This window comes from Pseudomonas sp. R4-39-08 (genome assembly GCF_003852275.1).
In the GTDB taxonomy this organism is placed as follows: Bacteria; Pseudomonadota; Gammaproteobacteria; order Pseudomonadales; family Pseudomonadaceae; genus Aquipseudomonas.
This window is the reverse complement of the sequence record NZ_CP027733.1, coordinates 5331581-5356888: the sequence shown is the minus strand read 5'-3', so window position 1 is coordinate 5356888 and position 25308 is coordinate 5331581. Positions and strand designations below refer to the sequence as shown.

Annotated in this window: 21 protein-coding genes; 14 read left to right on the top strand and 7 right to left on the bottom strand. The window is 61.7% G+C overall.

Annotated elements, in window-relative coordinates; all coding sequences use genetic code 11:
- Nucleotides 1-238 precede the first annotated feature (238 nt).
- Nucleotides 239-685 (top strand): response regulator, encoded by a 447-nt coding sequence (locus tag C4J88_RS24835; protein ID WP_124368595.1) that lies wholly within the window; start codon nucleotides 239-241, stop codon nucleotides 683-685.
- Between the two features lie 163 nt (nucleotides 686-848).
- On the opposite strand, the gene C4J88_RS24830 is transcribed toward C4J88_RS24835, so the two are convergent.
- Complete coding sequence (locus C4J88_RS24830) at nucleotides 849-3026, bottom strand: malate synthase G (protein ID WP_124408358.1); 2178 nt, start codon at nucleotides 3024-3026, stop codon at nucleotides 849-851.
- Between the two features lie 267 nt (nucleotides 3027-3293).
- Here C4J88_RS24830 and C4J88_RS24825 point away from each other — a divergent pair, with 267 nt between their 5' ends.
- Entirely contained in the window at nucleotides 3294-3806 is a 513-nt protein-coding gene (locus C4J88_RS24825) for a glycine cleavage system protein R (RefSeq protein WP_124368593.1), read from the top strand.
- A gap of 222 nt (nucleotides 3807-4028) precedes the next feature.
- On the opposite strand, the gene rarD is transcribed toward C4J88_RS24825, so the two are convergent.
- From rarD to C4J88_RS24800, 5 genes are all read right to left on the bottom strand, one after another.
- Complete coding sequence (gene rarD, locus C4J88_RS24820; RefSeq protein WP_124372074.1) at nucleotides 4029-4913, bottom strand: EamA family transporter RarD; 885 nt, start codon at nucleotides 4911-4913, stop codon at nucleotides 4029-4031.
- A gap of 171 nt (nucleotides 4914-5084) precedes the next feature.
- Nucleotides 5085-6059, bottom strand: coding sequence for a serine/threonine protein kinase (locus C4J88_RS24815; RefSeq protein WP_124368591.1), 975 nt, complete (start codon nucleotides 6057-6059; stop codon nucleotides 5085-5087).
- 168 nt (nucleotides 6060-6227) lie between these two features.
- Nucleotides 6228-8126 carry a PhoX family phosphatase gene (locus C4J88_RS24810; protein ID WP_124408357.1) on the bottom strand — a complete coding sequence of 633 codons (1899 nt, stop codon included), beginning with the start codon at nucleotides 8124-8126 and terminating at the stop codon, nucleotides 6228-6230.
- Between the two features lie 79 nt (nucleotides 8127-8205).
- Entirely contained in the window at nucleotides 8206-8970 is a 765-nt protein-coding gene (locus C4J88_RS24805) for a TOBE domain-containing protein (protein ID WP_124408356.1), read from the bottom strand.
- 57 nt (nucleotides 8971-9027) lie between these two features.
- Entirely contained in the window at nucleotides 9028-9765 is a 738-nt protein-coding gene (locus C4J88_RS24800) for a ComF family protein (RefSeq protein WP_124408355.1), read from the bottom strand.
- 92 nt (nucleotides 9766-9857) lie between these two features.
- Here C4J88_RS24800 and bioB point away from each other — a divergent pair, with 92 nt between their 5' ends.
- From bioB to C4J88_RS24750, 10 genes are all read left to right on the top strand, one after another.
- Nucleotides 9858-10913 carry a biotin synthase BioB gene (bioB, locus tag C4J88_RS24795; RefSeq protein ID WP_124364680.1) on the top strand — a complete coding sequence of 352 codons (1056 nt, stop codon included), beginning with the start codon at nucleotides 9858-9860 and terminating at the stop codon, nucleotides 10911-10913.
- Nucleotides 10914-11042: 129 nt separating this feature from the next.
- Complete coding sequence (bioF, locus tag C4J88_RS24790; RefSeq protein ID WP_124408354.1) at nucleotides 11043-12224, top strand: 8-amino-7-oxononanoate synthase; 1182 nt, start codon at nucleotides 11043-11045, stop codon at nucleotides 12222-12224.
- Entirely contained in the window at nucleotides 12217-12948 is a 732-nt protein-coding gene (locus tag C4J88_RS24785; RefSeq protein WP_124408353.1) for an alpha/beta fold hydrolase, read from the top strand. The genes bioF and C4J88_RS24785 overlap by 8 nt, the downstream gene beginning before the upstream one ends.
- A complete protein-coding gene (bioC, locus tag C4J88_RS24780; RefSeq protein WP_124408352.1) occupies nucleotides 12941-13753 on the top strand; it encodes a malonyl-ACP O-methyltransferase BioC in 813 nt (270 codons plus the stop codon). Before C4J88_RS24785 ends, bioC begins: the two co-directional genes overlap by 8 nt.
- A complete protein-coding gene (gene bioD, locus C4J88_RS24775) occupies nucleotides 13750-14430 on the top strand; it encodes a dethiobiotin synthase (protein WP_124408351.1) in 681 nt (226 codons plus the stop codon). The genes bioC and bioD overlap by 4 nt, the downstream gene beginning before the upstream one ends.
- Before the next feature lie 106 nt (nucleotides 14431-14536).
- A complete protein-coding gene (locus C4J88_RS24770) occupies nucleotides 14537-14818 on the top strand; it encodes a pyrroloquinoline quinone biosynthesis protein PqqE (RefSeq protein WP_124364675.1) in 282 nt (93 codons plus the stop codon).
- Between the two features lie 333 nt (nucleotides 14819-15151).
- Nucleotides 15152-16957 (top strand): phenylacyl-CoA dehydrogenase, encoded by a 1806-nt coding sequence (locus C4J88_RS24765; protein WP_124408350.1) that lies wholly within the window; start codon nucleotides 15152-15154, stop codon nucleotides 16955-16957.
- 342 nt (nucleotides 16958-17299) lie between these two features.
- Complete coding sequence (locus C4J88_RS24760) at nucleotides 17300-18589, top strand: diguanylate cyclase (protein ID WP_124368581.1); 1290 nt, start codon at nucleotides 17300-17302, stop codon at nucleotides 18587-18589.
- Nucleotides 18590-18678: 89 nt separating this feature from the next.
- Nucleotides 18679-20448 carry an acyl-CoA dehydrogenase C-terminal domain-containing protein gene (locus C4J88_RS24755; RefSeq protein WP_124408349.1) on the top strand — a complete coding sequence of 590 codons (1770 nt, stop codon included), beginning with the start codon at nucleotides 18679-18681 and terminating at the stop codon, nucleotides 20446-20448.
- A gap of 139 nt (nucleotides 20449-20587) precedes the next feature.
- Nucleotides 20588-22366 carry an acyl-CoA dehydrogenase C-terminal domain-containing protein gene (locus C4J88_RS24750; protein ID WP_124408348.1) on the top strand — a complete coding sequence of 593 codons (1779 nt, stop codon included), beginning with the start codon at nucleotides 20588-20590 and terminating at the stop codon, nucleotides 22364-22366.
- A 227-nt stretch (nucleotides 22367-22593) separates the two neighbouring features.
- Here the strand turns inward: C4J88_RS24750 and C4J88_RS24745 are convergent, their stop codons facing one another.
- The gene (locus C4J88_RS24745) at nucleotides 22594-23493 is read right to left on the bottom strand and encodes a LysR family transcriptional regulator (RefSeq protein WP_124368578.1); all 900 of its coding nucleotides are present in this window, start codon (nucleotides 23491-23493) and stop codon (nucleotides 22594-22596) included.
- Between the two features lie 209 nt (nucleotides 23494-23702).
- On the opposite strand from C4J88_RS24745, the gene C4J88_RS24740 reads away from it, so the two are divergent.
- Nucleotides 23703-24965 (top strand): aspartate aminotransferase family protein, encoded by a 1263-nt coding sequence (locus C4J88_RS24740; RefSeq protein ID WP_124408347.1) that lies wholly within the window; start codon nucleotides 23703-23705, stop codon nucleotides 24963-24965.
- Between the two features lie 182 nt (nucleotides 24966-25147).
- Nucleotides 25148-25306, top strand: coding sequence for a YqaE/Pmp3 family membrane protein (locus C4J88_RS24735; RefSeq protein ID WP_003194776.1), 159 nt, complete (start codon nucleotides 25148-25150; stop codon nucleotides 25304-25306).
- Nucleotides 25307-25308: the final 2 nt, after the last annotated feature.

The following is a 25308-nucleotide window of genomic DNA, read 5'->3' as shown; positions in this document are numbered from 1 at the left end:
CCGCAGTTTTTTTGTCGTTATCGTGCTGCATGGTCGACTGCCGCACGGCGGGTGCCCATTGGACGTAAGTCTAGGTTGGTGAAACCCACGCAAAACTAAGGAAAAACCTTACATGACTATCGTCCAAAACCCGTAGAACACCCACTAGGCAAACTTTCCGACGAAGTGCACATTGTTCGCCCTCCCGCAGATGTCTGACGAGTGTGCTGCGAGATTGATGAAAATTGCTGAGAACTGTATGTCCGACCACGATATTTTGAGTGATGCCGAGCGCGAGGCGCTGAGCGCCGTGATGCTGGAGCCCGATTTACCGCCCCAACGTGTATTGATCGTGGACGACGATAACGATGCGCGTGAATTGCTGGCGGAAATCCTCGGGCTGAACGGCATTCGCTGCATGACGGCTGACAGTGGCGAGGCAGCGTGGGATTTGTTGAAGTCCACCAGCTCCATCGGTTTGCTGATCACCGACCTGCGCATGGCACCGAGCAACGGTTTGGAATTGATCCGAAAAGTGCGCGAGTCGACCCGTGCGGCGTTGCCGATCATCATCATGTCGGGGGACGCCGAAGCGCCGGATGTAATCGATGCCATGCACTTGAGCGTGGTGGATTTTTTGCTCAAGCCGATTGATAGCGCGAAGTTGGCGAAGTTGGTGAAGCAGGAGTTGGGGATGGTTTCCTGAGTTTTGTGATGAAGGTGATGGCCCCATCGGGAGCAAGCCCCCTCCCACCTTCTGAAAGTATTCACAATTCAAAATGTGGGAGGGGGCTTGCTCCCGATGAGGCCAGTTCAATCACCCCAACACCCGAAAAAAAGCCCCGATCTTTCGATCAGGGCTTTTTCATTTACAGGCCGTTTTTAGCCTTGAACTCCCGACGCCTGCGGTGCAACACCGGCTCGGTATACCCGTTCGGTTGCTTGGTCCCTTCAATCACTAGCTCCACCGCTGCCTGGAACGCGATGTTGCTGTCGAAATCCGGCGCCAGCGGGCGGTACAACGCATCCCCGGCATTCTGACGGTCCACCACCGGCGCCATGCGCTTGAGGCTTTCCATCACTTGGGTTTCGTTGACGATGCCGTGGCGCAACCAGTTGGCGATGTGCTGGCTGGAGATACGCAGGGTGGCGCGGTCTTCCATCAGGCCGACATCGTTGATGTCCGGCACTTTCGAACAGCCGACGCCCTGGTCGATCCAGCGCACCACGTAGCCGAGGATGCCCTGGGCATTGTTGTCCAGTTCGTTGCGGATTTCTTCGTCAGACCAATCGGTGTTGCTGGCCAGGGGAATGGTCAGGATATCGTCCACGGATGCGCGCTCGCGCTTGGCCAGTTCGGCCTGGCGCGCGAACACGTCAACCTTGTGATAGTGCAGCGCATGCAGCGCAGCCGCAGTGGGCGATGGCACCCACGCGGTGTTGGCGCCGGCCAGTGGGTGCGCGATTTTCTGTTCGAGCATCGCGGCCATCAGGTCGGGCATCGCCCACATGCCTTTGCCGATTTGCGCACGCCCTTGCAGGCCGGTGCTCAAACCGATATCGACGTTCCAGTTCTCGTAGGCGCCAATCCATTTTTCCGCTTTCATGGCGGCCTTGCGCACCATCGCGCCGGCTTCCATGGAGGTGTGGATTTCGTCGCCGGTGCGGTCGAGGAAGCCGGTGTTGATAAACACCACGCGCTCGCTGGCCGCCTTGATGCAGGCCTTGAGGTTGACGGTGGTACGCCGCTCCTCGTCCATGATCCCGACTTTGAGCGTATTGCGCGGCAGGTTCAGCACGTCTTCGATACGGCCGAACAGCTCGTTGGTGAACGCCGCTTCCTCCGGGCCGTGCATCTTCGGTTTGACGATGTACACCGAACCGGTGCGGCTGTTCTTGCGCGTACTGTTGCCGTTGAGGCTGTGGATCGCCGCCAGGCTGGTGAGCAGGCCGTCGAGGATGCCTTCCGGCACTTCGTTGCCGTCTTTATCGAGGATCGCGTCGATGGTCATCAAGTGGCCAACGTTGCGCACGAACAGCAGCGAACGGCCGTGCAGGGTCACGTCGTTGCCATCCACGCCGGTGTAGACGCGGTCAGGGTTCATGGTGCGGGTGAAGGTCTTGCCGCCCTTGGCCACTTCTTCGGCCAGGTCGCCCTTCATCAGGCCGAGCCAGTTGCGGTAGATCACCACTTTGTCGTCGGCATCCACGGCGGCGACGGAATCTTCGCAGTCCATGATGGTGGTCAGCGCGGCTTCCATCAGCACGTCTTTGACGCCGGCCGCGTCGGTCTGGCCGACCGGGGTGCTGGCGTCGATCTGGATCTCGAAGTGCAGGCCGTTGTGCTTGAGCAGAAGCGCAATCGGCTCGGCCGCAGGGCCCTGAAAACCGATCAACTGCGCGTCGTCTCGCAGGCCGCTGTTGCTGCCGCCCTTGAGGCTGACGATCAGCTTGCCGTCGACGATCTTGTATCCGGTGGAATCAAAGTGGCTGCCCGCACTGAGCGGCGCGGCTTCGTCGAGGAACGCACGGGCGAAGGCAATGACCTTGTCGCCGCGCACTTTGTTATAGCCCTTGCCCTTTTCCGCGCCGTTGGCTTCGCTGATGGCGTCGGTGCCATACAGCGCGTCATACAGCGAACCCCAGCGCGCATTCGAGGCGTTGAGGGCGAAGCGGGCGTTCATCACCGGCACCACCAGCTGAGGGCCGGCCATGCGCGCGATTTCATCGTCGACGTTTTGGGTCGAGGCCTGGAAGTCTGCGGCTTCTGGCAGCAGGTATCCGATGTCTTGCAGGAAGGCTTTGTAGGCCACCGGGTCGTGGGCCTGGCCGGCATGGGTCTGGTGCCAGGTATCGATCTGCGCCTGGAAATCGTCGCGTTTGGCGAGTAGGGCTTTGTTCTTCGGGGCCAGGTCGTGGATGACCTTGTCGGCGCCGGCCCAGAACTGGTCGGCAGTGATGCCGGTACCGGGAATGGCTTCGTTGTTCACGAAGTCGAACAGGACTTTGGCGACCTGCAGGCCACCGACTTGAACGTGTTCAGTCATTGCTTGCCTCACTCTGCGGAGCTTATGCGCTTTTTCAGATTTTCATTATGTAGTGCACGGTTGGGCATACTACATGATGACTTGCGGTTGTGAAAATTAGACTAAATACGTCGTTTAGCGACTCACTTTGGTCGTACGGTCACAGCGGAGAACCAGATGTTCTCAAAAAACTATTGGATTGTTCCAGATAAATATAAAAATGGTACACGATTTGTTTTCGAGGGCTCCCGGGTCCACCTTGTAGATTGAATTCCAGAGGGCTTCGCCATGGACCATCTTGTACTCACAATTATCGCCGCCGACAAACCCGGCCTGGTTGAGCGCATCGCGCAAAACATTGCCGCCCACGGTGGCAACTGGCTGGAAAGCCGCATGGCCCATATGGCCGGGCAGTTTGCCGGGATTCTGCGTGTCAGCGTTCCCGCAGAGAGTCGTCAGGCATTGGTGGGGGCGCTGGAGGATTTATCCACACACGGCATTCGCGTGCTGGTGGGTGAGGGCAGTTCCGGGCAGGCCTCGGCTTCAAAACCGATTGTGATGACCCTGGTGGGCAATGACCGCTCGGGCATCGTGCGTGAGATCACTGCGCTGTTGAGCCAGCAGGGCGTCAACCTGGAACGCTTGAGCACCGATGTGCGCCCGGCCCCGATGAGCGGCGATCCGCTGTTCAATGCCGAGGCCTTGCTGCAGGTGCCCTCGACGTTATCCCTGGAGACGTTGCAGGCCTCCCTGGAAACCCTGGCGGACGATCTGATGGTGGAACTGCGCGCCGACGAATAGCCATGCACAAGGTTATGCATGGAAATCTTGCATGGGCCTGTGGATAACCTGTAGAGACCCGACGCCAGGCCACGCCGCCCGGGGATCTTCGCCACCTGAGCAAAAAACGAACAGTTTCAACGGCTTGTGCACAAATGGCGGGGATCAGGTTGTGGATAACCTTGGGGTGAATCGCTGCAAGCCTCGAAAAATGTGGCTTGCAGGAGGTTGTACGTTATTTGATCAGCGTTTGCGCATGGTCAGCCAGGCGTCCAGGCTGTAGATAACCAGGCCGGCCCAGATAAAGGCGAAGGCGATCAATGTACTGGGCGCCAGATGTTCGCCGAACAGCAGCACGGCTTCCAGCAGCACCAGCGTGGGCGCGACGTACTGTAGAAAGCCCAGTGCGGTGTAGGGCAAATGCCGTGCGGCGGCGTTGAAACACACCAGCGGGACCAGCGTGACGGGCCCGGCCGCCACCAGCCACCAGGCCTCGGAGGTGCTCCAGAACGGCAGTTGTGCACTGTGCGCCGTCGGGTTGAACAGCAACCACGCGATGGCAATCGGTACCAGCATCCAGGTTTCCACCACCAGCCCCGGCAGCGCTTTGACCGGCGCCTGCTTGCGAATCAGGCCATAGAAGCCAAACGTCAGCGCCAACACCAATGACACCCACGGCAAGCTGCCGACCTGCCACACCTGTTGCGCCACACCGACCGCCGCCAAACCCACCGCCACCCATTGCAGGCGACGCAGGCGTTCGCCGAGCAGGAGCATGCCGAGCAGCACATTCACCAGCGGGTTGATGTAGTAACCCAGGCTGGCCTCAAGCATGCGCCCGGTGTTGACCGACCACACGTAGGTCAGCCAGTTGGCGGCGATCAGCGAGCCACTGAGGGCGAGGATCGCCAGGCGTTTGGGGTTGTCGCGCAGCTCGCGAAACCAGCCTGGGTGTTTCCACACCATCAACAGCAAACCGCCGAACAGCGCCGACCACAGCACGCGATGCACGATGATCTCGGCGGCGGGCACACTGGCAATGGCTTTGAAATAGAGCGGGAACAGACCCCAGATGACATAGGCACTCAGGCCCAGGATGTACCCCTTGCGAGGGTTGGCGGCGTGCATTGCAGAATCCTTGCTTAGGCAGCTAACAAAGCGCGATTGTAATTGGGTTTTCCGATCCTTCCCACGCTCTGCGTGGGAATGCCGATTTGGACGCTCTGCGTCTGCTCTTGAATGTGTGACGCAGAGCGTCACCCGATGCATTCCCACGCGGAGCGTGGGAACGATCAGCGGTCAGAACAGTTTCAGCGGCTCTTCATTGAGGGCCGACAGCTGCTCACGCAACGCCAGCACCTGGTCGCCCCAATAGCGCTCGCTGCCAAACCACGGGAAGCTGTGGGGAAATGCCGGGTCTTCCCAACGTCGCGCCAGCCAGGCGCTGTAGTGCATCAGGCGCAGGGCGCGCAAGGGTTCGATCAGGGCCAGTTCCCGTGGGTCGAAGTCGTGGAATTCCTGGTAACCGTCCATCAATTCCGACAGTTGGCCCAGGCATTCCTGGCGATCCCCGGCGAGCATCATCCACAGGTCCTGCACCGCCGGGCCCATGCGGCAGTCATCCAGGTCGACGATGTGGAACATCTCGTCGCGGCACATCATGTTGCCGGGGTGGCAGTCACCGTGCATGCGGATGTTCTTGTGCGGAGTGGCCTTGTACACCTCTTCCACACGCTTGAGCAGGTCGCGGGCCACGGACTCGTACGCCGGCAACAGGCTCTTGGGAATGAAGTTGCCTTCGAGCAACGTGGTCAGGGAATCGTGACCGAAGTTCTTCACGCCGAGCGCTTCGCGGTGTTCGAACGGGCGGGTGGAACCCACGGCATGCAAACGCCCGAGCAATTGCCCGAGGCGATAGAGCTGGTCGAGGTTACCCGGCTCCGGCGCCCGTCCGCCACGGCGTGGAAACAGAGTGAAGCGGAAACCCTGGTGCTCGAACAGGCTTGCGCCGTTGTGGATCAGCGGGGCGACCACCGGGACTTCGCAGTCAGCCAGTTCGAAGGTGAAACGGTGCTCTTCCAGGATCGCTTCGTTGGTCCAGCGTTGGGGCCGGTAGAACTTGGCGATCAGGGGTTCGGAGTCTTCGATGCCCACCTGATACACGCGGTTTTCGTAGCTGTTGAGCGCCAATACACGGGCGTCGCTGAGAAAGCCGATGCTTTCGACGGCGTCGAGCACCAGGTCGGGAGTGAGTGTTTCAAACGGGTGGGCCATGCGAACTCCTGCGCGCAGCAGGGCGCCGCGTCCGGCCGGGTATGGTAACGCACCGGGCTTGAGATAGGGGGCGTCTGTGCCATTGCCATCGGGAGCAAGCCCCCTCCCACACTGGAATGTATCCGCAGTTCAAAATGTGGGAGGGGGCTTGCCCCCGATAGCGGTTTGTCAGGCGCCAACAACCCCACCATCATCCCGCCGAATCGCCACCACCGACGAACGCGGCTTGCCGTTCGCCAGGTGCTCCGGCCAGGTCGAGCCCCCGGTTTCACCCGGATGCTGAATGCCCACGAACAGGGTTTTCTGATCCGGCGAAAAGCTGATCCCGGTCACTTCACACGCCACCGGCCCGACCATGAACCGGCGGATTTCTCCAGTAGTTGGGTCTGCGCAGAGCATCTGGTTATTGCCCATGCCGGCGAAGTCGCCTGAGTTGCTGTAGTCGCCGTCGGTGAGGATCCACAGGCGGCCGGCCTTGTCGAAACCCAGGCCGTCCGGGCTGTTGAACATATTTTGCGGGTTGATGTTGGACGAGCCGCCCTTCGGCGAGCCCGCGTGCACGCCGGGGTTGCCGGCGACCACGAACAGGTCCCAGGTGAAGTCCGTGGCACCGTGGTTATCGGCGTCGGCTTTCCAGCGCAGGATCTGGCCATACACGTTCTTTTCCCGCGGGTTGGGCCCGCCCACCGGCTGGCCGTCTTCGCCGCGCTTGGCGTTGTTGGTGAGGGTGCAATAGACCTGGCCGTCGGTGGGGCTGACCACGATCCATTCCGGGCGGTCCATGCGTGTGGCTTTCACCACGCTGGCAGCCAGGCGGGCATGGATCAGCACTTCAGCCTGGTTGACAAAGCCGCTGCTGGCATCGATGCCGTTTTTGCCGTGGGTGAGTTCGACCCATTGGCCTTTGCCCTTGGGATGATCGGCGTCGCCATCGCCCGCGTCGAAGATCGCCACGTACAAAGTGCCGTGATCGAGCAGATCCTTGTTGGCTTTCGGGTTGTTGTGGTCGATCCGATCGCGGCTGACGAACTTGTAGATGAACTCGCCGCGCTCGTCATCGCCCATGTACACCACGGCGCGGCCATCGCGGGTTTCTGCCAGCGCGGCGTTTTCGTGCTTGAAGCGGCCCAGGGCGGTGCGCTTGACCGGTGTGGCGTGCGGGTCGAACGGGTCGATTTCCACTACCCAGCCATGGCGGTTGAGTTCGTTGGGGTTCTTGGCCATGTCGAAGCGCGGGTCTTGGGTGTGCCAGTGGATGTCTTTGCTGGCGGCGACCACGCCATAGCGTTTTTGCCCGGCGTCGAAGGTTTGCTGTGGGTCGCTGCTGCCGAAGCAGTCGGTGAAGTTCTCTTCACAGGTCAGGTAAGTGCCCCACGGCGTCTTGCCGTTGGCGCAGTTCTGGAAGGTGCCGAGGGCTTTCTTGCCGGTTTTGTCGGCGCGGGTTTTCAACCAGTCGTGGCCGGCGGCGGGGCCGCTCAGGCGGATCGGCGTGTTGCCGTGGATGCGCCGGTTGTAGCGTGAATCCTGGACGAACTGCCAGGTATCGCCCTTGCGCTGTATTTCGATCACCGAAACGCCTTCGCTGGCCAACGCCTTGCGCACGTCTTCGGCCGATTGCGGCGCGCCGCCATGGGCGTAGAGGTAGCGGTAGTTGGTGTATTCGTTGTTGATCGCCATCAGTGCGCGGCGGTCGTCACCGGGGAAGGGAAACAGGCTCATGCCGTCGTTGTTGTCGCCGAACTGTTGTTCCTGGGCCTCGGCGGTGCCGTTGCCGCTGGGGTCGAAGGCTGGGGCGCGCTTGCTCAAGGGCTGGCCCCAACTGATCAGTACCGAGGCGCTGTAGCCGGGCGGCAGGGTGAGGGTGTCGCTGGTAGCGGCGCCGATGCTGGCAAATCCCAGCAACGGGCTGGCAGAGGCGGCGTTCACGGCCAGTGCGCTGCGGCTGAGCAGGTTGCCGCCCAGGAACATCGCAGCGCCGCACAGGGCGCCGGCGCCGATGAAGCGGCGACGGGTGAGGCCGACCATCTGTTCAAGGTCGGTGGCTTGGTTTTCTTCTAATAAGTTCATGTCAGGCTCCCTACGGTTTTTGCAGATACCTTAAGGAGCGAGCGTGACGAAATTGTTGCAGTTTGATGGCGCGTGCTCGCTACACCGGGGTGCCGAGCAGTACATTGCCGGGGGCGAACTGCACCTGGATCGGCTGGCCTTGCGCGGCATTGAGCGCAGTAAGTGCGGCGGGCTGCGCCAGGGCACACAGCACCTGACCGTTGGGCAGGCCGATGCGCACTTCGCTGGGGCCGTCTTCAGCGTCGAGAACCGCCTCGATCACGCCGCTCATGCAATTGTGTCCAGGTGTTGCGGCTTGCCCGATGGCCAGCAATTCCAACCATCCGGCCTTGATCAGGGCAACCACTTCCACGCCAGCCTCCAGCTCCAGCCGTTGCGTGCTGTCGTGGGTGATCTGTGCATCCAGGTGCAGGCCGCCGGACAATTGCAGGCGGACTCGGTCATTACGGCCCTGGCGCTCGATGGCGCTGACCTGACCGTGCAGTTGATTGCGCGCACTGGTGCGCAGCATCAGGCGCCCCAGCAGGTTGAAGTCGCGGGCCGCTTCGTCCGTGGCGAGCACTTCGGCTTGCAGCACCTGCAGGCGCTGATAGAGGCGCAGCACGCGCTCACCTTCGGCGGTCAGCCTGGCGCCGCCACCGCCTTTGCCGCCGACGCTGCGCTCCACCAGGGGCTTTTGCGCCAGGTTGTTCAGCTCATCGATGGCGTCCCAGGCGGCCTTGTAGCTCAACCCGGCACTTTTGGCGGCACGGGTGATGGAGCCCTGCTCGGCGATATGCCCCAGCAGGGCAATGCGCTGGGGGCGGCGGATGATGTGCTGGCTGAGCGGGGAAGTCAGGGGCATGTGGACACGCTTGGCTGGAATGAGCGGACGTTGCCGCCCAGCGGCACGGGAGTCAAGTCACGCACCGGGTTTTGGCGTGCGGGCCAGGCAATACACATCGACCTGGCGCGCACCGGCCTGCATCAATAACCGCGCCAGGCTATGGGCGGTGGCGCCGGTGGTCAGTACATCGTCGACCAGCGCCAGGTGACGTCCCTGCACCCAGGCGCCGGGTGCCAGGGCGAAGGCATTGCGCAGATTGCGCTTGCGCGTCTTGGCGTCGAGGTCTTGTTGCGCAACGGTTTCATGGGGGCGCAGCAACAGGTGTTCATTGTAGGGGATGTCCAGGTCGCTGCTGAGCCAACGCGCCAGCATCGCGGCCTGGTTATAACCGCGCTGGCGCAGACGTTTGGGTGGCATCGGCACCGGAAGCAGGCAATCGGGGCGGCTGAGTTCAGCATTCTCGAACCGGTGGTGCAGGAATCGCCCGAGCAGGCGTCCCAGCAAGTGCCCCAAGGGCCAGCGTGCCTGGTGCTTGAACCGGCTGATCAGGCTGTCTACCGGGAAACTGTAGGTCCAGGGCGCGATCACCTGTTTATACGCGGGCGGTTGTTGCTGGCATTGGCCGCAGACCAACCCGTCCATCGGCAGGGGCAGGGCGCACACCTCGCACTGCTCCATCAGCCATGGCAGCTCGGTTTCGCAGGCGTTGCATACACAATCGACGCTATCAGCCCGTTCATCGCAGATTAAACAGGTTTGTACGCTTTTTAACCAGATGTAAACCTGGTGTTTGTTGGTTGGTTGACAGTGCATGAATCTTCCTTAAATATGCCGAGCATCCGTGTCGTACCTGTGGGTATTGCCCTGCCCGCAGCGTTAGCCTAAGCATAATCAAGGAATCACCCATGAGCGCCAGCACCTCTGCCACCCTGCGTCACGATTGGTCTTTGGCCGAAGTCAAAGCACTGTTCGTGCAGCCGTTCAATGACCTGTTGTTCCAGGCGCAGACCGTGCACCGCGCGCATTTCGACGCCAACCGCGTGCAGGTATCCACCCTGCTGTCGATCAAAACTGGCGCGTGCCCGGAAGATTGCAAATATTGTCCACAGTCGGGTCACTACAACACCGGCCTGGAAAAAGAAAAACTGATGGAAGTGCAGAAGGTCCTCGAAGAGGCCGCCCGCGCCAAGGCCATCGGCTCGACGCGTTTCTGCATGGGCGCCGCATGGAAACATCCATCGGCCAAAGACATGCCCTACGTGCTGGAGATGGTCAAAGGCGTGAAGGCCATGGGCCTGGAAACCTGCATGACCCTCGGCCGTCTCGACCAGGACCAGACCGCCGCGCTGGCTCAGGCTGGCCTTGATTACTACAACCACAACCTGGATACCTCGCCGGAATTCTACGGGTCGATCATCACCACGCGCACCTACGGCGAGCGTCTGCAAACCCTGGCCTACGTGCGTGAGTCGGGGATGAAGATCTGCTCGGGCGGCATCCTCGGCATGGGCGAGTCCCTGGATGACCGTGCCAACCTGCTGATCCAACTGGCCAACCTGCCGGAGCATCCGGAGTCGGTGCCGATCAACATGCTGGTCAAGGTGGCCGGTACGCCGCTGGAAAATGCCGACGACATCGACCCGTTCGACTTCATCCGCATGCTGGCGGTGGCGCGCATCCTGATGCCGCAATCCCATGTGCGCCTGTCGGCTGGGCGTGAGGCGATGAACGAGCAGATGCAGGCCCTGGCGTTTTTCGCCGGCGCCAACTCGATTTTCTATGGCGACAAGCTGCTGACCACCGCCAACCCGCAGGCGGACAAGGACATGCAACTGTTCTCGCGCCTGGGCATCTTGCCGGAAGCCCGCGAGGAGCACGCCGATGAAGTGCATCAGGCGGCCATTGAGCAGGCGTTGGTGGAGCAGAAGAGCAGCGAACAGTTCTACAACGCCGCTGTTTGACTGAAACCAAATCCCAATGTGGGAGGGGGCTTGCTCCCGATGGCGCAGGGTCAGTCAACTTATGTACCGACTGACACACCCCCATCGGGAGCAAGCCCCCTCCCACAGTTTTGACCGAGTTGAACCCGCATGTCTTTCGATCTCGCCGCGCGCCTCGCTGCCCGCCGTGCCGAACACCTTTACCGTCAACGCCCCTTGCTGCAGAGCCCTCAAGGCCCGGAAGTGGTGGTGGACGGCAAGCCGCTGCTCGCCTTTTGCAATAACGACTACCTGGGCCTGGCCAACCATCCGCAGGTGATCGAGGCCTGGCGCGCCGGTGCGTCCCGTTGGGGCGTGGGCGGTGGTGCGTCGCACTTGGTGGTGGGCCACGCCACGCCGCACCATGCGCTGGAAGAAGCCCTGGCCGACCTGACCGGGCGCCCGCGTGCGTTGCTGTTTACCACCGGCTACATGGCCAACCTCGGCGCGGTCACGGCGTTGGTGGGGCAGGGCGATACGGTGCTGGAAGACCGTCTCAACCATGCGTCGTTGCTGGATGCCGGCTTGTTGTCGGGGGCCCGTTTCAACCGCTACCTGCATAACGACGCCGCCAGCCTGGCCAAGCGCCTGGAGAAAGCCTGCGGTAACACGCTGGTGGTGACCGATGGCGTATTCAGCATGGATGGCGACCTGGCCGATCTGCCGGCGCTGGCCCGTGAAGCCAAGGCCAAAGGTGCCTGGTTGATGGTAGATGACGCCCACGGCTTTGGCCCGCTGGGGGCCAATGGCGCGGGGATTGTCGAGCATTTCGGCTTGAGCCAGGATGACGTGCCGGTACTGGTCGGTACCCTCGGCAAAGCGTTCGGCACCGCCGGGGCCTTTGTGGCGGGCAGTGAAGAACTGATCGAAAGCCTGATCCAATTCGCCCGCCCCTACATCTACACCACCAGCCAGCCACCGGCATTGGCCTGCGCCACCCTGAAAAGCCTCGAGCTGCTGCGCACCGAGCATTGGCGCCGCGAGCATCTCAACGCGTTGATCCGCCAGTTTCGCCAGGGCGCCGAACAGATCGGCCTGGCGCTGATGGACAGTTTTACGCCGATCCAGCCGATCCTGATTGGCGACAGCGCGCGTGCCCTGCGCCTGTCGCAGATGCTGCGCGAGCGCGGATTGATGGTGACCGCGATCCGCCCGCCCACTGTGCCCGCCGGCAGCGCTCGTTTGCGCGTGACATTGACGGCGGCCCACAGCGCGGCGCAGGTGCAGCTATTGTTAAACGCGTTGGAAGCATGTTTCCGATTGTTGAACGCCACGGAGCCCGAGCATGCGTGATCGACTGGTACTGCTGCCCGGCTGGGGCCTGGGGGTGTCGCCGCTGGAGCCGCTGGCTGCGACGTTGCAGGGCTTGAATGAACACTTGCAGGTGCAGGTCGAGCCCTTGCCGGCATTGGATTGCAGCGAACTGGCCGAATGGCTCGACGAACTGGAGGCCACGCTGCCGGAGAATGTCTGGCTCGGCGGCTGGTCCCTCGGCGGCATGCTCGCCTCAGAGCTGGCGGCGCGACGCGGCGAGCGTTGCTGCGGTTTGCTCACCCTGGCGAGCAATCCGTGTTTTGTCGCCCACGCTGATTGGCCGCATGCCATGCCCGCTGAAACACTCGACGCGTTCCTCGCCGGCTGCCACGCGGATTCCCAGGTCACCCTCAAGCGCTTTGGCCTGTTGTGCGCCAAGGGCGCCGCCGACCCACGCGGGCTGTCGCGGCTGCTGGTCAGTGGAGCACCGAATACTGCGCCCAGCGTATTGATGCCCGGCCTGGAGTTGCTCGCCCAACTGGACACCCGCGCCGCCTTGCAGGCCTTTCGCGGGCCACAACTGCACCTGTTTGCCGGTCAGGACGGGCTGGTGCCCGCCGAAGCCGCCAGTGACCTGCTGGCGCTGCTGCCCGATGTGGAAATCGGCCTGATTGAACAGGCCGGTCACGCTTTTCTTCTGGAAGACCCCCACGGTGTGGCGGGGGCCATCCAGGCTTTTTTGCATGAGTATGCTGATGACTGATCTATCCCATCCTCCTCTGCCGGGCGCCTTGCCGGACAAGCGCCAGGTGGCCGCGTCGTTCTCCCGGGCCGCCGCCAGTTACGACAGCGTGGCCGAGTTACAGCGGGCGGTCGGGCACGCACTGCTCGCTCGGCTGCCGATGGGCCTTGCGCCCCAGCGCTGGCTCGACCTGGGCTGCGGCACGGGCTATTTCAGCCGTGCACTGGCTGAGCGCCTGCCGGCCAGCCAAGGCACGGCGCTGGATATTGCCGAGGGCATGCTCAACCATGCGCGGCCTTTGGGCGGCGCGCAGCATTTCGTCGCGGGGGATGCGGAACGCCTGCCGCTGAAGGCCGACAGCTTCGAGCTGATCTTCTCCAGCCTGGCGGTGCAGTGGTGTGCGAACTTCGATGCGGTCCTCAGTGAAGCGTTTCGCGTGCTGCAACCGGGCGGCGTGCTGGCCTTCGCCAGCCTGTGCGTGGGCACGCTGGATGAGTTGCGCGAAAGCTGGCGCGCGGCGGATGGCCTGGTTCACGTCAACCGCTTCCGTACCTTCGAGGCGTATCAAAAGCTGTGCGCCGCCAGTGGTTTTCGGGTGGCGAGCCTGGAGCGACGGGCCCATGTACTGCATTACCCGGACGTGCGCAGCCTGACCCACGAATTGAAAGCCTTGGGCGCGCATAACCTCAACCCAGGGCGCCCGGGAGGGTTGACCGGCCGTGCGCGAATCGCGGCATTGATCCAGGCTTACGAGCAGTTCCGCCAGGCCCAGGGCCTGCCCGCCACCTATCAGGTGGTGTACGCCGTACTGGAGAAACCGCTATGAGCGCCGCTTATTTCATCACCGGTACCGACACCGATGTGGGCAAGACCACCATCGCTGCCGGCCTGCTGCATGCTGCGCGTCAAGCCGGCAAAAGCACGGCGGCGGGAAAGCCCGTGGCCTCGGGCTGCCAGGTAACGCCCAAGGGGTTGCGCAATGCCGATGCCCTGGCGCTGCTCGCCGAATGTTCGTTGCCCTTGACGTATGCCGAGGTCAACCCGGTGGCGTTCGAACCGGCGATTGCACCGCATCTGGCCGCCCGTGAGGCAGGTGTCGCGCTCACGGTGCAATCGCTGCTCAAGCCGATGCAACGGATCCTGGCGCACCAAGCGGACTTCACGTTGATCGAAGGCGCGGGCGGTTGGCGTGTGCCCTTGGCCGACCAGGCCAATCTGTCGGAGCTGGCCATTGCGCTCAAGCTGCCGGTGATTCTGGTGGTGGGGGTGCGGCTGGGGTGTATCAGCCACGCGTTGCTCACGGCCGAAGCGATCGCACGAGATGGTCTGCCGCTGGCCGGTTGGGTGGCCAATATCATCGATCCGAAGACCTCTCGTCTGGAAGAGAACCTCGCCACCTTGGCCGAGCGTTTGCCGGCGCCTTGCCTGGGGCGAGTGCCCAAACTCAAGCACGCCGGGGCAGCCGCGGTGGCCGCCTACCTGGAAATGGACCTGCTTGACTGATTTTGGCTATCGCTAAGGCAATATGCCATTAGTGTTTTTAGCGGGCCTTTTGCCAGGATGTCTGGTTCAATTGGCTATCACGATTCTCTAAAGGCAGGCTTGCGCCATGGAAATCTCTGGAAGCAGCGCGTTTTATTCGGGCCTGAGCACCATTCAGGCCGGGCAGAGCCGTGTCGACCAGGCCGCCGGCAACATTGCCAGCGCCGCGACAACCCAGCCATCGGCCGCGCAAAGCGACCGTCTGCAGGCCAATGATCGCGCCCAGGCATCCAATTCGGCGAGCAATATGGTCGAAATGGCCCAGGGCAAGTTTCAAGTGGAGCTGGGGGCGAAAGTCGCCAAGGCTTCGGACGAAATGCTCGGTACGTTGATCGATACCTACGCCTGACCCTCCTGCCTTATGCAATTCAAAATGTGGGAGGGGGCTTGCTCCCGATAGCGGTCTATCAGTCGATAGCTATTTGACTGATGCACTGCCATCGGGAGCAAGCCCCCTCCCACATGTGTTCCGTGCCCTCCCGCCGAAATCCTACACTTCTTGATCTGTGGCATCACGCCACAGGCTTCGCTGTGCCTGCCATTGACCCGCATCAAGACAAACGGCATCGGGCCGACGCTTGACAACCCCAGGTCGTAAACGTATGTTTCAAACACCTGTTTGACCGCCATCACACATCCACGCGGTTGTTCATCCCAGATACATCAGCAGAGGTTTATCGCTATGCCTGACTACAAGGCCCCCTTGCGTGATATTCGCTTCGTGCGTGACGAACTGCTCGGCTATGAAGCGCACTATCAGAGCCTGCCGGCTTGCCAGGACGCTACCCCGGACATGGTCGACGCCATTCTGGAAGAAGGCGCCAAGTTCTGTGAGCAAGTGCTGGCACCGTTGAACCGCGTGGGTGACATCGAAGGGTGTACCTGGAGCGAGTCAGGCGTTAAAACCCCAGCAGGTTTCAAAGAAGCCTACAAACAGTTCGTCGAAGGCGGCTGGCCAAGCCTGGCTCACGACGTGGCGCACGGCGGTCAAGGCCTGCCCGAGTCCCTGGGCCTTGCAGTGAGTGAAATGGTCGGCGAAGCCAACTGGTCGTGGGGCATGTACCCAGGCCTGTCCCATGGCGCGATGAACACCATTTCCGAGCATGGCACGCCCGAGCAGCAAGACGCCTACCTGACCAAACTGGTCTCGGGCGAGTGGACCGGCACCATGTGCCTGACCGAACCGCACTGCGGCACCGACCTGGGCATGCTGCGCACCAAGGCCGAACCCCAGGCTGACGGTTCGTACAAAGTCTCCGGCACCAAGATCTTCATCTCGGCCGGTGAACACGACATGGCCGACAACATCGTCCACATCGTCCTGGCGCGCCTGCCGGATGCACCGGCTGGCACCAAAGGTATCTCGTTGTTCATCGTGCCCAAGTTCCTGCCCAACGCCGATGGTTCGGTGGGCGAGCGCAACGCGGTGACCTGTGGCTCCCTGGAGCACAAGATGGGTATCCACGGCAACGCCACCTGCGTGATGAACTTCGACGCGGCTACCGGTTACCTGATCGGCCCGGCGAACAAAGGCCTGAACTGCATGTTCACCTTTATGAACACCGCGCGTCTGGGGACTGCGCTGCAAGGCCTGGCCCACGCCGAAATCGGCTTTCAGGGCGGCCTCAAATATGCGCGTGATCGCTTGCAGATGCGCTCCCTGACCGGCCCGAAAGCGCCGGACAAAGCCGCCGACCCGATCATCGTGCACCCCGACGTACGCCGCATGCTGCTGACCATGAAAGCCTTCGCCGAAGGCAACCGTGCGATGGTGTACTTCACCGCCAAGCAAGTGGACATCGTCAAGTACGGCACCGATGAAGACGCCAAGAAACAGGCCGATGGCCTGCTGGCCTTCATGACCCCGATCGCCAAGGCGTTCATGACCGAAGTCGGTTTCGAATCCGCCAACCACGGCGTGCAGATCTACGGCGGCCACGGGTTCATCGCTGAGTGGGGCATGGAGCAGAACGTTCGCGACAGCCGTATTTCGATGCTGTACGAAGGCACCACCGGTATTCAGGCGCTGGACCTGCTCGGTCGTAAAGTGCTGATGACCCAAGGCGAAGCGCTGAAGGGCTTCACCAAGATCGTCCACAAGTTCTGCCAGGCCAACGAAGGCAATGACGCGGTCGAAGAGTTCGTTACACCGCTGGCGGCGCTGAACAAAGAGTGGGGCGAGTTGACCATGAAGGTCGGCATGGCCGCGATGAAAGACCGTGAAGAAGTCGGTGCCGCCTCGGTGGACTACCTGATGTACTCCGGTTACGCGTGCCTGGCTTACTTCTGGGCCGACATGGCCCGCCTGGCCGCTGAAAAACTGGCCGCCGGCACCACCGAAGAGGCGTTCTACACCGCCAAGCTGCAGACCGCGCGCTTCTACTTCCAGCGCATCCTGCCGCGCACCCGCACCCACGTGGCAACCATGCTGTCGGGCGCGAGCAACCTGATGGACATGAAAGAAGAAGACTTCGGCCTGGCTTACTAAGCTGTACCGGATCTTCCGAAACCGCCGCCCTTAGGGGTGGCGGTTTTTTTTCGCCGGTTGTAATGCCACGAGCCTGAGAGTGTAATGCGATCCCCTGTGGGAGGGGGCTTGCTCCCGATAGCGGTGGGTCAGCTACAAAGGGGTTGACTGATACACCGCTATCGGGAGCAAGCCCCCTCCCACATTTGGTCACTGTCGCCTATAAAAATGCGCTCCGAAGCTAAGGGATTATCAACCCGTGCCGTTACAGTGATGGCAATGTGATACATGCCGGACGAGTTGTGTTTAACTGGTCCCGCAGAGGCACTATGCCATCACTTTTTGCGGGTCGGAGTTTTACCCTTGTCACGCGTGTCTGCCCTACGGTTCAGCCATTTCCTGCCCTCGTTGCTGCTGTTGCTGGCCGGGCTCTCGGCTGCTTATCTCAAAGACCTCAACGTCTTCTTCACCTCGCTGTTCAACGTGCTGCCAACCTTGGTGCTGTTGCTCGGCGGTGCGTACTGCGCGGTGTATCGGCGCCAGCGTGAGCTGTTCCTGATGATCACGGTGTATGTCGCTTATTTCCTGCTCGACACCCAGACCGACTTCTACCGCGACAATGGCCGCGTGCGCGAAGACGCCGCCGTGGTGTTTCACCTGTGCTGCCTGCTGCTGCCCTTGCTGTTCAGCGTGTATGCGCTGTGGCAGGAAAAGACCCACCTGTTCCGCGACTTCGTCGCACGCTGCGCGGTGTTGCTGGCCGTCGGCAGTGTGGCGCTGGCGCTGGAGCAAAGTTATCCCCAGGGCGTGCTGGACTGGTTGGCCGAGATTCGCTGGCCGGTGCTGCATGGCGCCTGGATGAGCCTGATCCAGCTGTCATACCCGATGTTTCTGATCGGCTTTCTCACCCTGGCCGCCCAGTACTGGTATCAGCCGCGCCCGCTGCATGCCGCGCAGCTGGTGGGGTTGCTGGGGATGTTCTGGATGCTGCCGCAAACGTTCATCCTGCCGTTTACCCTCAACATCATGTGCAGCCAGGTCATGCTGATGATCGCTGCCGGTGTGGCGCACGAGGCGTATCAAATGGCGTTTCGCGATGAGCTGACCGGCTTGCCGGGGCGCCGCGCCCTTAACGAGCGCATGCAGCGGCTGGGCCGCAACTACGTGCTGGCGATGGGCGACGTGGACCACTTCAAGCGGTTCAACGACACCCATGGCCATGACGTGGGTGACCAGGTGTTGCGCCTGGTGGCGAGCAAGCTGTCCAAGGTCAACGGTGGCGGGCGCGCCTATCGTTACGGCGGGGAAGAGTTTGCCGTGGTGTTCGCCGGCAAGACCCTGGATGAATGCCTGCCGCACCTGGAGGAAATCCGCGAGATCATCGCCAACTATGCGATCAAATTGCGCAACCCGGACCGCCCCCCTGACGACCATCAAGGCCGCCAGCGTCGGGCCGGCAGCGGTGCCTCGAGTGTGTCGGTGACCGTCAGCATCGGCGTGGCCGAGCGCCAGGCCGAGCAGCGCAGCCCTGAAGAAGTGCTCAAGTGCGCCGACCAGGCGCTGTATGCCGCCAAGGGCGCCGGGCGCAACTGCGTGATTGCGGCCGGGCAGAACCGTCGCGGTGCGGTGCGTATGGAGCGTGCTGCCGGTTGAGTAATGGTGCTGTATTCAGCAGCGCTACAGTGATTGTCCGAGGCGTTGGCCGGCAGTAGGTTGAGCTATCTGCCGCCGGAGACATTGCCATGCCTGAATACAAAGCTCCCCTGCGCGACATGCGCTTTCTGATCGACAACGTGTTCGACTTCCACGGCCACTACGCGGCCCTGGGCGCGACGGACGCCAGCCCCGACATGGTCAATGCAATTCTCGAAGAGGGCGCGAAGTTCTGCGAGAACGTACTCGCGCCGCTCAATCGCAGCGGCGATGAAGAGGGCTGCCATTTTGATCAGGGTGTGGTGACCACGCCCAAGGGCTTCAAGGAAGCCTTCGCCCAGTACGTGGAAGGCGGCTGGCATGGCCTGGCGGCAGACCCGGCCTACGGTGGCCAAGGCTTGCCGCAGTCACTGGGGCTGGTGCTGAGCGAGATGATCGGCTCCAGCAACACCTCCTGGGGCATGTACCCAGGCCTGACCCACGGTGCAATGTCGGCGATTCACGCCCATGGCACCGACGAACAGAAAGCCACTTACCTGCACAAGCTCACCGCTGGCGAATGGACCGGCACCATGTGCCTGACCGAAGCCCATAGCGGCACCGACCTGGGCTTGATCAAGACCCGCGCCGTACCTCAGGCCGACGGCAGTTACGCGGTCACCGGCAGCAAGATCTTCATCTCGGCCGGCGAGCACGACATGAGTGCCAACATCATCCATCTTGTGCTGGCCAAACTGCCGGATGCGCCGGCGGGCACCAAAGGCATCTCGTTGTTTATCGTGCCCAAGTTCCATGCCGATTCCGGTGAACGCAACACGGTGCACTGCGGCTCCATCGAGCACAAGATGGGCATCAAGGCCTCGGCCACCTGCGTGCTGAACTTCGACGGCGCCAAGGGCTTCCTGATTGGTGAGGCGAACAAAGGCCTCAACTGCATGTTCACCATGATGAACCACGCGCGCCTGGGCACCGGGATGCAGGGTTTGTGCAACGGCGAGGCGAGCTTCCAGGGCGCGATCAAATACGCCAACGACCGCCTGCAAATGCGCTCGTTGACCGGCACCAAGGCCCCGGAGAAAGCCGCCGACCCGATCATCGTGCATGCCGACGTACGCCGCATGCTGCTGACCATGAAAGCCTTCAACGAAGGTAATCGCGCGCTGACCTACTTCACCGCCCAGTTGCTCGACACGGCGCACCTGAGTGACGATGCGGGCCAGCGCCAGGAGGCCGAGGACCTGTTGGCCTTCCTCACGCCGATCTGCAAAGCCTTCATGACCGAAACCGGGCTGGAGGTGACCAACCACGGTATGCAGGTATTCGGCGGGCATGGCTACATTCGCGAGTGGGGCATGGAGCAATTGGCCCGGGATGCCCGGATTGCGCCGATCTATGAAGGCACCAACGGTATCCAGGCCCTCGACCTGCTGGGGCGCAAGGTGCTGGGCAGCCAGGGCAAGTTGCTGCGCGGCTTTACCAGAATTGTGCATAAGTTCTGCGTCGCCAATGCCGAGCACGCGCAACTCAAGGCCGCTGTAGAACAGCTCAACCAGTTGAACCAGCAATGGGGTGAGCTGACCCTGAAGGTCGGCACGGCAGCGATGAAAAATCCTGACGAAGTAGGCGCGGCGGCCATGGATTACCTGATGTACAGCGGTTACATCATCCTCGCCTACCTGTGGTTGCGCATGGCGATCGCGGCGCAGGCGCACGATGAGCCCGGGTTTGCCCAGGGCAAAACTGCGACCTGCGACTTTTATTTCAAGCGCCTGTTGCCGCGCACCGCCATGCACCGGGCCGCCGTGGAGGCGGGCAGCGAATGCCTGATGAGCTTACCGGCGCAGGCATTTGCCCTATAGACGGGAGAGGTTTGGTGTGACTTATAAATACTTAATGGTCACGAACGGACCCTATGTGTCTGAAAAGTTGTTCGGGTACACTCGGAGTCTGTAAAACCGATCCTATCGAATCACTTTTCACCTTCTCACGAGGTTTGCCATGGCTGATTACAAAGCGCCGTTGCGTGATATGCGCTTCGTCCTCAACGAAGTTTTTGAAGTCGCCACGACGTGGGCCCAATTGCCTGCCCTGGCCGACACGGTTGACGCCGAAACCGTTGAAGCGATCCTCGAAGAAGCCGGCAAGGTCACCGCCAAATCCATCGCGCCGTTAAGCCGTGGCGGCGATGAGCAAGGCTGCCATTGGACGGACGGTGCGGTCACTACGCCGGACGGTTTCCCCCAGGCCTACGCGACTTACGCCGAAGGCGGCTGGGTCGGTGTGGGTGGCGACCCGGTATACGGCGGCATGGGCATGCCCAAGGCGGTGTCGGCACAGGTCGAAGAGATGATCAACTCGTCCAGCCTGGCTTTCGGCCTGTACCCGATGTTGACCTCGGGCGCTTGCGTGTCGATCAATACCCACGCCAGCGAGGAACTCAAGGCCATCTATCTGCCGAAGATGTATTCCGGCGAGTGGGCCGGTTCCATGTGCCTGACCGAAGCCCATGCCGGCACCGACCTGGGCATGATTCGCACCAAGGCCGAGCCCCAAGCAGACGGTTCCTACAAAGTCAGCGGCACCAAGATTTTCATTACCGGCGGTGAACACGACCTGACCGAAAACATCATCCACCTGGTGCTGGCCAAACTGCCGGATGCACCGGCGGGCCCCAAAGGCATCTCGCTGTTCCTGGTGCCGAAGTTCATGGTGAACGCCGACGGCAGCCTCGGCGCACGCAACCCGGTGAACTGCGGCTCGATCGAACACAAGATGGGCATCCAGGCCTCCGCGACGTGCGTGATGAACTTCGACGAAGCGGTGGGTTACCTGGTCGGTGAGCCTAACCGTGGCTTGGCGGCGATGTTCACCATGATGAACTACGAGCGCCTGGGGGTGGGCATCCAGGGCCTGGCTTCCGGCGAGCGCTCCTACCAGAACGCAATTGAATATGCCCGCGACCGGCTGCAGAGCCGCTCTCCATTGGGCGCCAAGGCCCCGGAAAAACCCGCCGACCCGATCATCGTGCACCCGGACGTGCGCCGCATGTTGTTGACCATGAAGGCGGCGAACGAAGGCGGCCGTGCGTTCTCCACCTACGTCGCGACGCAACTGGACATCGCCAAGTTCAGCGAAGACGCCGCCGCCCGCGAGCGCGCCGACAACCTGGTGGCGTTGCTGACGCCGGTCGCCAAGGCATTCCTCACGGACCTGGGCCTGGAAACCACCGTGCTCGGCCAGCAAGTATTTGGTGGCCACGGCTACATTCGCGAGTGGGGCCAGGAACAGTTGGTGCGTGATGTGCGCATCACCCAGATCTACGAAGGCACCAATGGTATCCAGGCGCTGGATTTGATGGGGCGCAAGATTGTCGGCAGCGGTGGCGCGTTCTACACCTTGTTCGCCGATGAGATCCGCCAGTTCATCGCCACTGCGGGCGAGGCATTGGGCGAGTTCACCCGGCCGCTCGGCGCGGCGGTGGATAACCTGGATGAACTGACCGCCTGGGTGCTGGACCGTGCCAAGACCAACCCGAATGAAATCGGCGCAGCCTCGGTGGAATACCTGCATGCGTTCGGTTACATGGCGTACGCCTATATGTGGGCGCGCATGGCCAAGGCTGCGTTGGGCAAAGAGGCCGAAGAGGATTTCTATGCCAGCAAGCTGGGCACTGCGCGCTTCTACTTTGCGCGCCTGTTGCCACGCATTCACTCGTTGAGTGCGTCGGTAAAAGCCGGTAGCGAATCGCTGTTCCTGATGGATGAAGCGCTGTTCTAGGGGGTGAGGCGCGCATGTAAGCATTCTCTTACATGACGTGCTGCTAATCGTCCTCTATCGCCATATTGGATCCACGGATAATCTACTTCACATGGACGTCGCGCAGGAAGCGCAAAGCAACAACACGGACACGTAGGATTCTGCCAGGATGGCGGAGTGAAATGGATGTCAGGGAAACAGTCTGCAAAGCCCCGCTTCGGCGGGGTTTTCTTTTGCCCGCGAAAAAGTCAGGCGCCTGCCTGCGGGGCATTCATCACGTCTTCCAGCAACGTGCGCAGCAATGCCACCGTCGCTTGCTGGCGCTGCACGTCACGGCACACCAATCCGACTTTCAACGGCACCCTGGGTTCGCTCAAGGGTTTCCACAGCAGCGACTGGCTGTTGTGTTCGTCCTGCGAACGCCCCGGTAGCACAGTGGCTAATTGGGTGTGGGGCAGGCTGTCGAGAATCCCCACCATGGTATTGAGCTCTGCCTGCACCTGCGGGCGCCGGCCCAGGTTGGCCAACTGGGCCTGCCAGATCTGGCGCACCTGAAATTCCTCGCCCAGTAGCAACATCGGCAACTCGGCTGCCTGTTTCAGCGAGACCTTCTTGAATTCCCGCAAGGGATGGTGCTCAGGGATGACCACCTTCAATTCATCTTCATACAACAACACGCCATGCAGGCCCGGCTGGCGCGGTGGCAGGTAGCTGATACCGATATCCAGCGAGCCATTGAGCAGCCGCCGCTCGATTTCCAGCCCGGTCAATTCGTAGATTTGCACCACCAAGTGAGGTTGGGCCTTGCGCACCCGCTCGAGCATCTGCGGCACCAGGCTGGTGTGCACGGTTTGCAGCACGCCGATGGCCAAGGTGCGCATCGCCTGGCCTTTGAAGTTGCGCAACGCCTCCACCGCTTGCTGCATGCCGTCGATCAGGGGCAAGGCATGGTTGTACAGCGTGTGGGCCGCCAGCGTGGGGAGCAGGCGTTTGCTGCTGCGCTCGAACAGGCTCACGTCCAGGTTCTGTTCCAGTTGGCGAACCTGCTGCGACAAGGCCGGTTGGGAAATCGACAGACGCTCGGCGGCACGGCCTACATGGCCTTCTTCATACACCGCGACGAAATAACGCAGTTGCTTGAAATCCATAAGATTTGCTTATCGAAAAAGCTGGAAAATCGAAATGGCCGTGGGCCCTTGAGACGCCTAGTCTAGCGCCTATTCGCAGGGCTTACAGGGCCGGATCGGGCAATGAATAACGTTTTTGGTAATGGCGTTTACATAGGCAAGGCAAAACACCTCAGCACTGGGCTTGAACCCGTTACCGACCAAGGTCCGGTTGCTGTCAGGGGTGAACTGTGAACCTGTTCCGGCGCGGCGCGCCGAGCCTTGACGACCTGGTGCTTCATGATCCGCATCGTGATTTTTCCAGCCATTGCCTGATGCCTACTGTCGCGCGCCCCTGCGAGGTGTTCGTCCAGGGTCACGGCTCCTGGCTGTCGGACAGCGACGGCCGTGCCTACCTGGATTTCAGCCAGGGCGGCGGTGCCAACAGCCTAGGCCATAGTCCACAAGCGGTGCGCGACGCCATTGCTGAACAGATGCAAACCGTGATCAATCCTGGCATGGGCTTGCACAACCGGGCTCAGCTCGACCTGGTTGAGCGCCTGTGCCATCACACCGGCAGCGATCAGGCCTATCTGCTCAATAGCGGTGGGGAAGCTTGTGAAGCCGCGATCAGACTGGCGCGCAAGTGGGGCCAACTGCATCGCGGCGGCGCTTATCACATCATCACGGCGGGTAACGGCTGCCATGGCCATGGTTTCGCAGCGATGTCGGCTTCGGCCGTTGCCCGCGAAAACCTTTTCGACCCGCTATTGCCGGGCTTCAGTCATGTGCCGTTCAACGATCTGCCGGCGCTGCACGCTGCCGTCGACGCGCACACCGTCGCCATCATGCTGGAGCCAATCCAGAGCGCAGCGGGTGTCATTCCCGCCACCGAACACTACCTCAAAGGCGTCGAACGCCTGTGCCGCGAGCTGGGGATCCTGCTGATTCTTGACGAAGTGCAAACCGGCATCGGCCGCTGCGCCAGCCTGCTCGCCGAACAGCAATACGGCGTGCGCGCCGACATCATTACCCTCGGCAAAGGCCTGGGCGGTGGCGTGCCCCTGGCGGCGTTGCTGGCGCGCGGCACAGCCTGTTGCTTCGAGGCGGGCGAGCTGGACGGCACGCATCACGGCAATGCGCTGATGGCGTCAGCGGGTAGCGCGGTACTCGATGCCGTGTTGGCCAGTGGCTTTTTCGAACTGGTACGCGAATCTGGCCACTACCTGGCAGAGGGCCTCGCGCGCCTGGCCCACCGTTATGAACACGGACAATTGCGCGGCAACGGTCTGCTATGGGGCCTCACGCTATCGGACGATTCTGCGGCTGCGGTAGTAAAGGCCGCGCTCCACGAAGGCGTGATCCTCACCGCTACGCAGCCTGATTGTCTGCGCTTTACCCCCGCCCTGAATGTCAGCAAAAACCACATCGACGAAATGCTTCTGCGCCTTGCCCGTGCCTTCTCTCGGGTACGTACCGCCCAACTGCAATGCCGCAAGGGCATCGCTGTCTGACCTCGACTTCCTGAACCGTCTCGCGGGGATACGCGGCGCCTCCAGCCTGATTCTTTTGGCTGGGGGCGTTTTTTTGTCTGTTGATTAAAGGATGGCCCAACGCCAGAACCCACTGAACCCTCACGAAGCGCCAAGGTCGATTAGCTACACGGCTCACACGAGCCGATTTCTGGAGCTGACCCATGGACATCATTCGTATCATCATCGCCATTCTGCTGCCGCCACTGGGTGTGTTCCTGCAAGTAGGTTTCGGCGGCGCGTTCTGGCTGAACATTCTGCTGACCCTGTGCGGTTACTTCCCCGGCATCATTCACGCGGTGTACATCATCGCCAAGCGCTGAGG

Coding starts and splice junctions, on each gene's coding strand:
- rarD (WP_124372074.1), bottom strand. CDS start 4,913: ATGCACGCCGCCAACCCTCGCAAGGGGTACATCCTGGGCCTGAGTGCC.
- C4J88_RS24765 (WP_124408350.1), top strand. CDS start 15,152: ATGCCTGACTACAAGGCCCCCTTGCGTGATATTCGCTTCGTGCGTGAC.
- C4J88_RS24785 (WP_124408353.1), top strand. CDS start 12,217: ATGCGTGATCGACTGGTACTGCTGCCCGGCTGGGGCCTGGGGGTGTCG.
- C4J88_RS24735 (WP_003194776.1), top strand. CDS start 25,148: ATGGACATCATTCGTATCATCATCGCCATTCTGCTGCCGCCACTGGGT.
- C4J88_RS24835 (WP_124368595.1), top strand. CDS start 239: ATGTCCGACCACGATATTTTGAGTGATGCCGAGCGCGAGGCGCTGAGC.
- C4J88_RS24830 (WP_124408358.1), bottom strand. CDS start 3,026: ATGACTGAACACGTTCAAGTCGGTGGCCTGCAGGTCGCCAAAGTCCTG.
- C4J88_RS24815 (WP_124368591.1), bottom strand. CDS start 6,059: ATGGCCCACCCGTTTGAAACACTCACTCCCGACCTGGTGCTCGACGCC.
- C4J88_RS24755 (WP_124408349.1), top strand. CDS start 18,679: ATGCCTGAATACAAAGCTCCCCTGCGCGACATGCGCTTTCTGATCGAC.
- C4J88_RS24805 (WP_124408356.1), bottom strand. CDS start 8,970: ATGCCCCTGACTTCCCCGCTCAGCCAGCACATCATCCGCCGCCCCCAG.
- C4J88_RS24750 (WP_124408348.1), top strand. CDS start 20,588: ATGGCTGATTACAAAGCGCCGTTGCGTGATATGCGCTTCGTCCTCAAC.
- C4J88_RS24825 (WP_124368593.1), top strand. CDS start 3,294: ATGGACCATCTTGTACTCACAATTATCGCCGCCGACAAACCCGGCCTG.
- bioB (WP_124364680.1), top strand. CDS start 9,858: ATGAGCGCCAGCACCTCTGCCACCCTGCGTCACGATTGGTCTTTGGCC.
- bioD (WP_124408351.1), top strand. CDS start 13,750: ATGAGCGCCGCTTATTTCATCACCGGTACCGACACCGATGTGGGCAAG.
- C4J88_RS24810 (WP_124408357.1), bottom strand. CDS start 8,126: ATGAACTTATTAGAAGAAAACCAAGCCACCGACCTTGAACAGATGGTC.
- bioC (WP_124408352.1), top strand. CDS start 12,941: ATGACTGATCTATCCCATCCTCCTCTGCCGGGCGCCTTGCCGGACAAG.
- bioF (WP_124408354.1), top strand. CDS start 11,043: ATGTCTTTCGATCTCGCCGCGCGCCTCGCTGCCCGCCGTGCCGAACAC.
- C4J88_RS24745 (WP_124368578.1), bottom strand. CDS start 23,493: ATGGATTTCAAGCAACTGCGTTATTTCGTCGCGGTGTATGAAGAAGGC.
- C4J88_RS24800 (WP_124408355.1), bottom strand. CDS start 9,765: ATGCACTGTCAACCAACCAACAAACACCAGGTTTACATCTGGTTAAAA.
- C4J88_RS24770 (WP_124364675.1), top strand. CDS start 14,537: ATGGAAATCTCTGGAAGCAGCGCGTTTTATTCGGGCCTGAGCACCATT.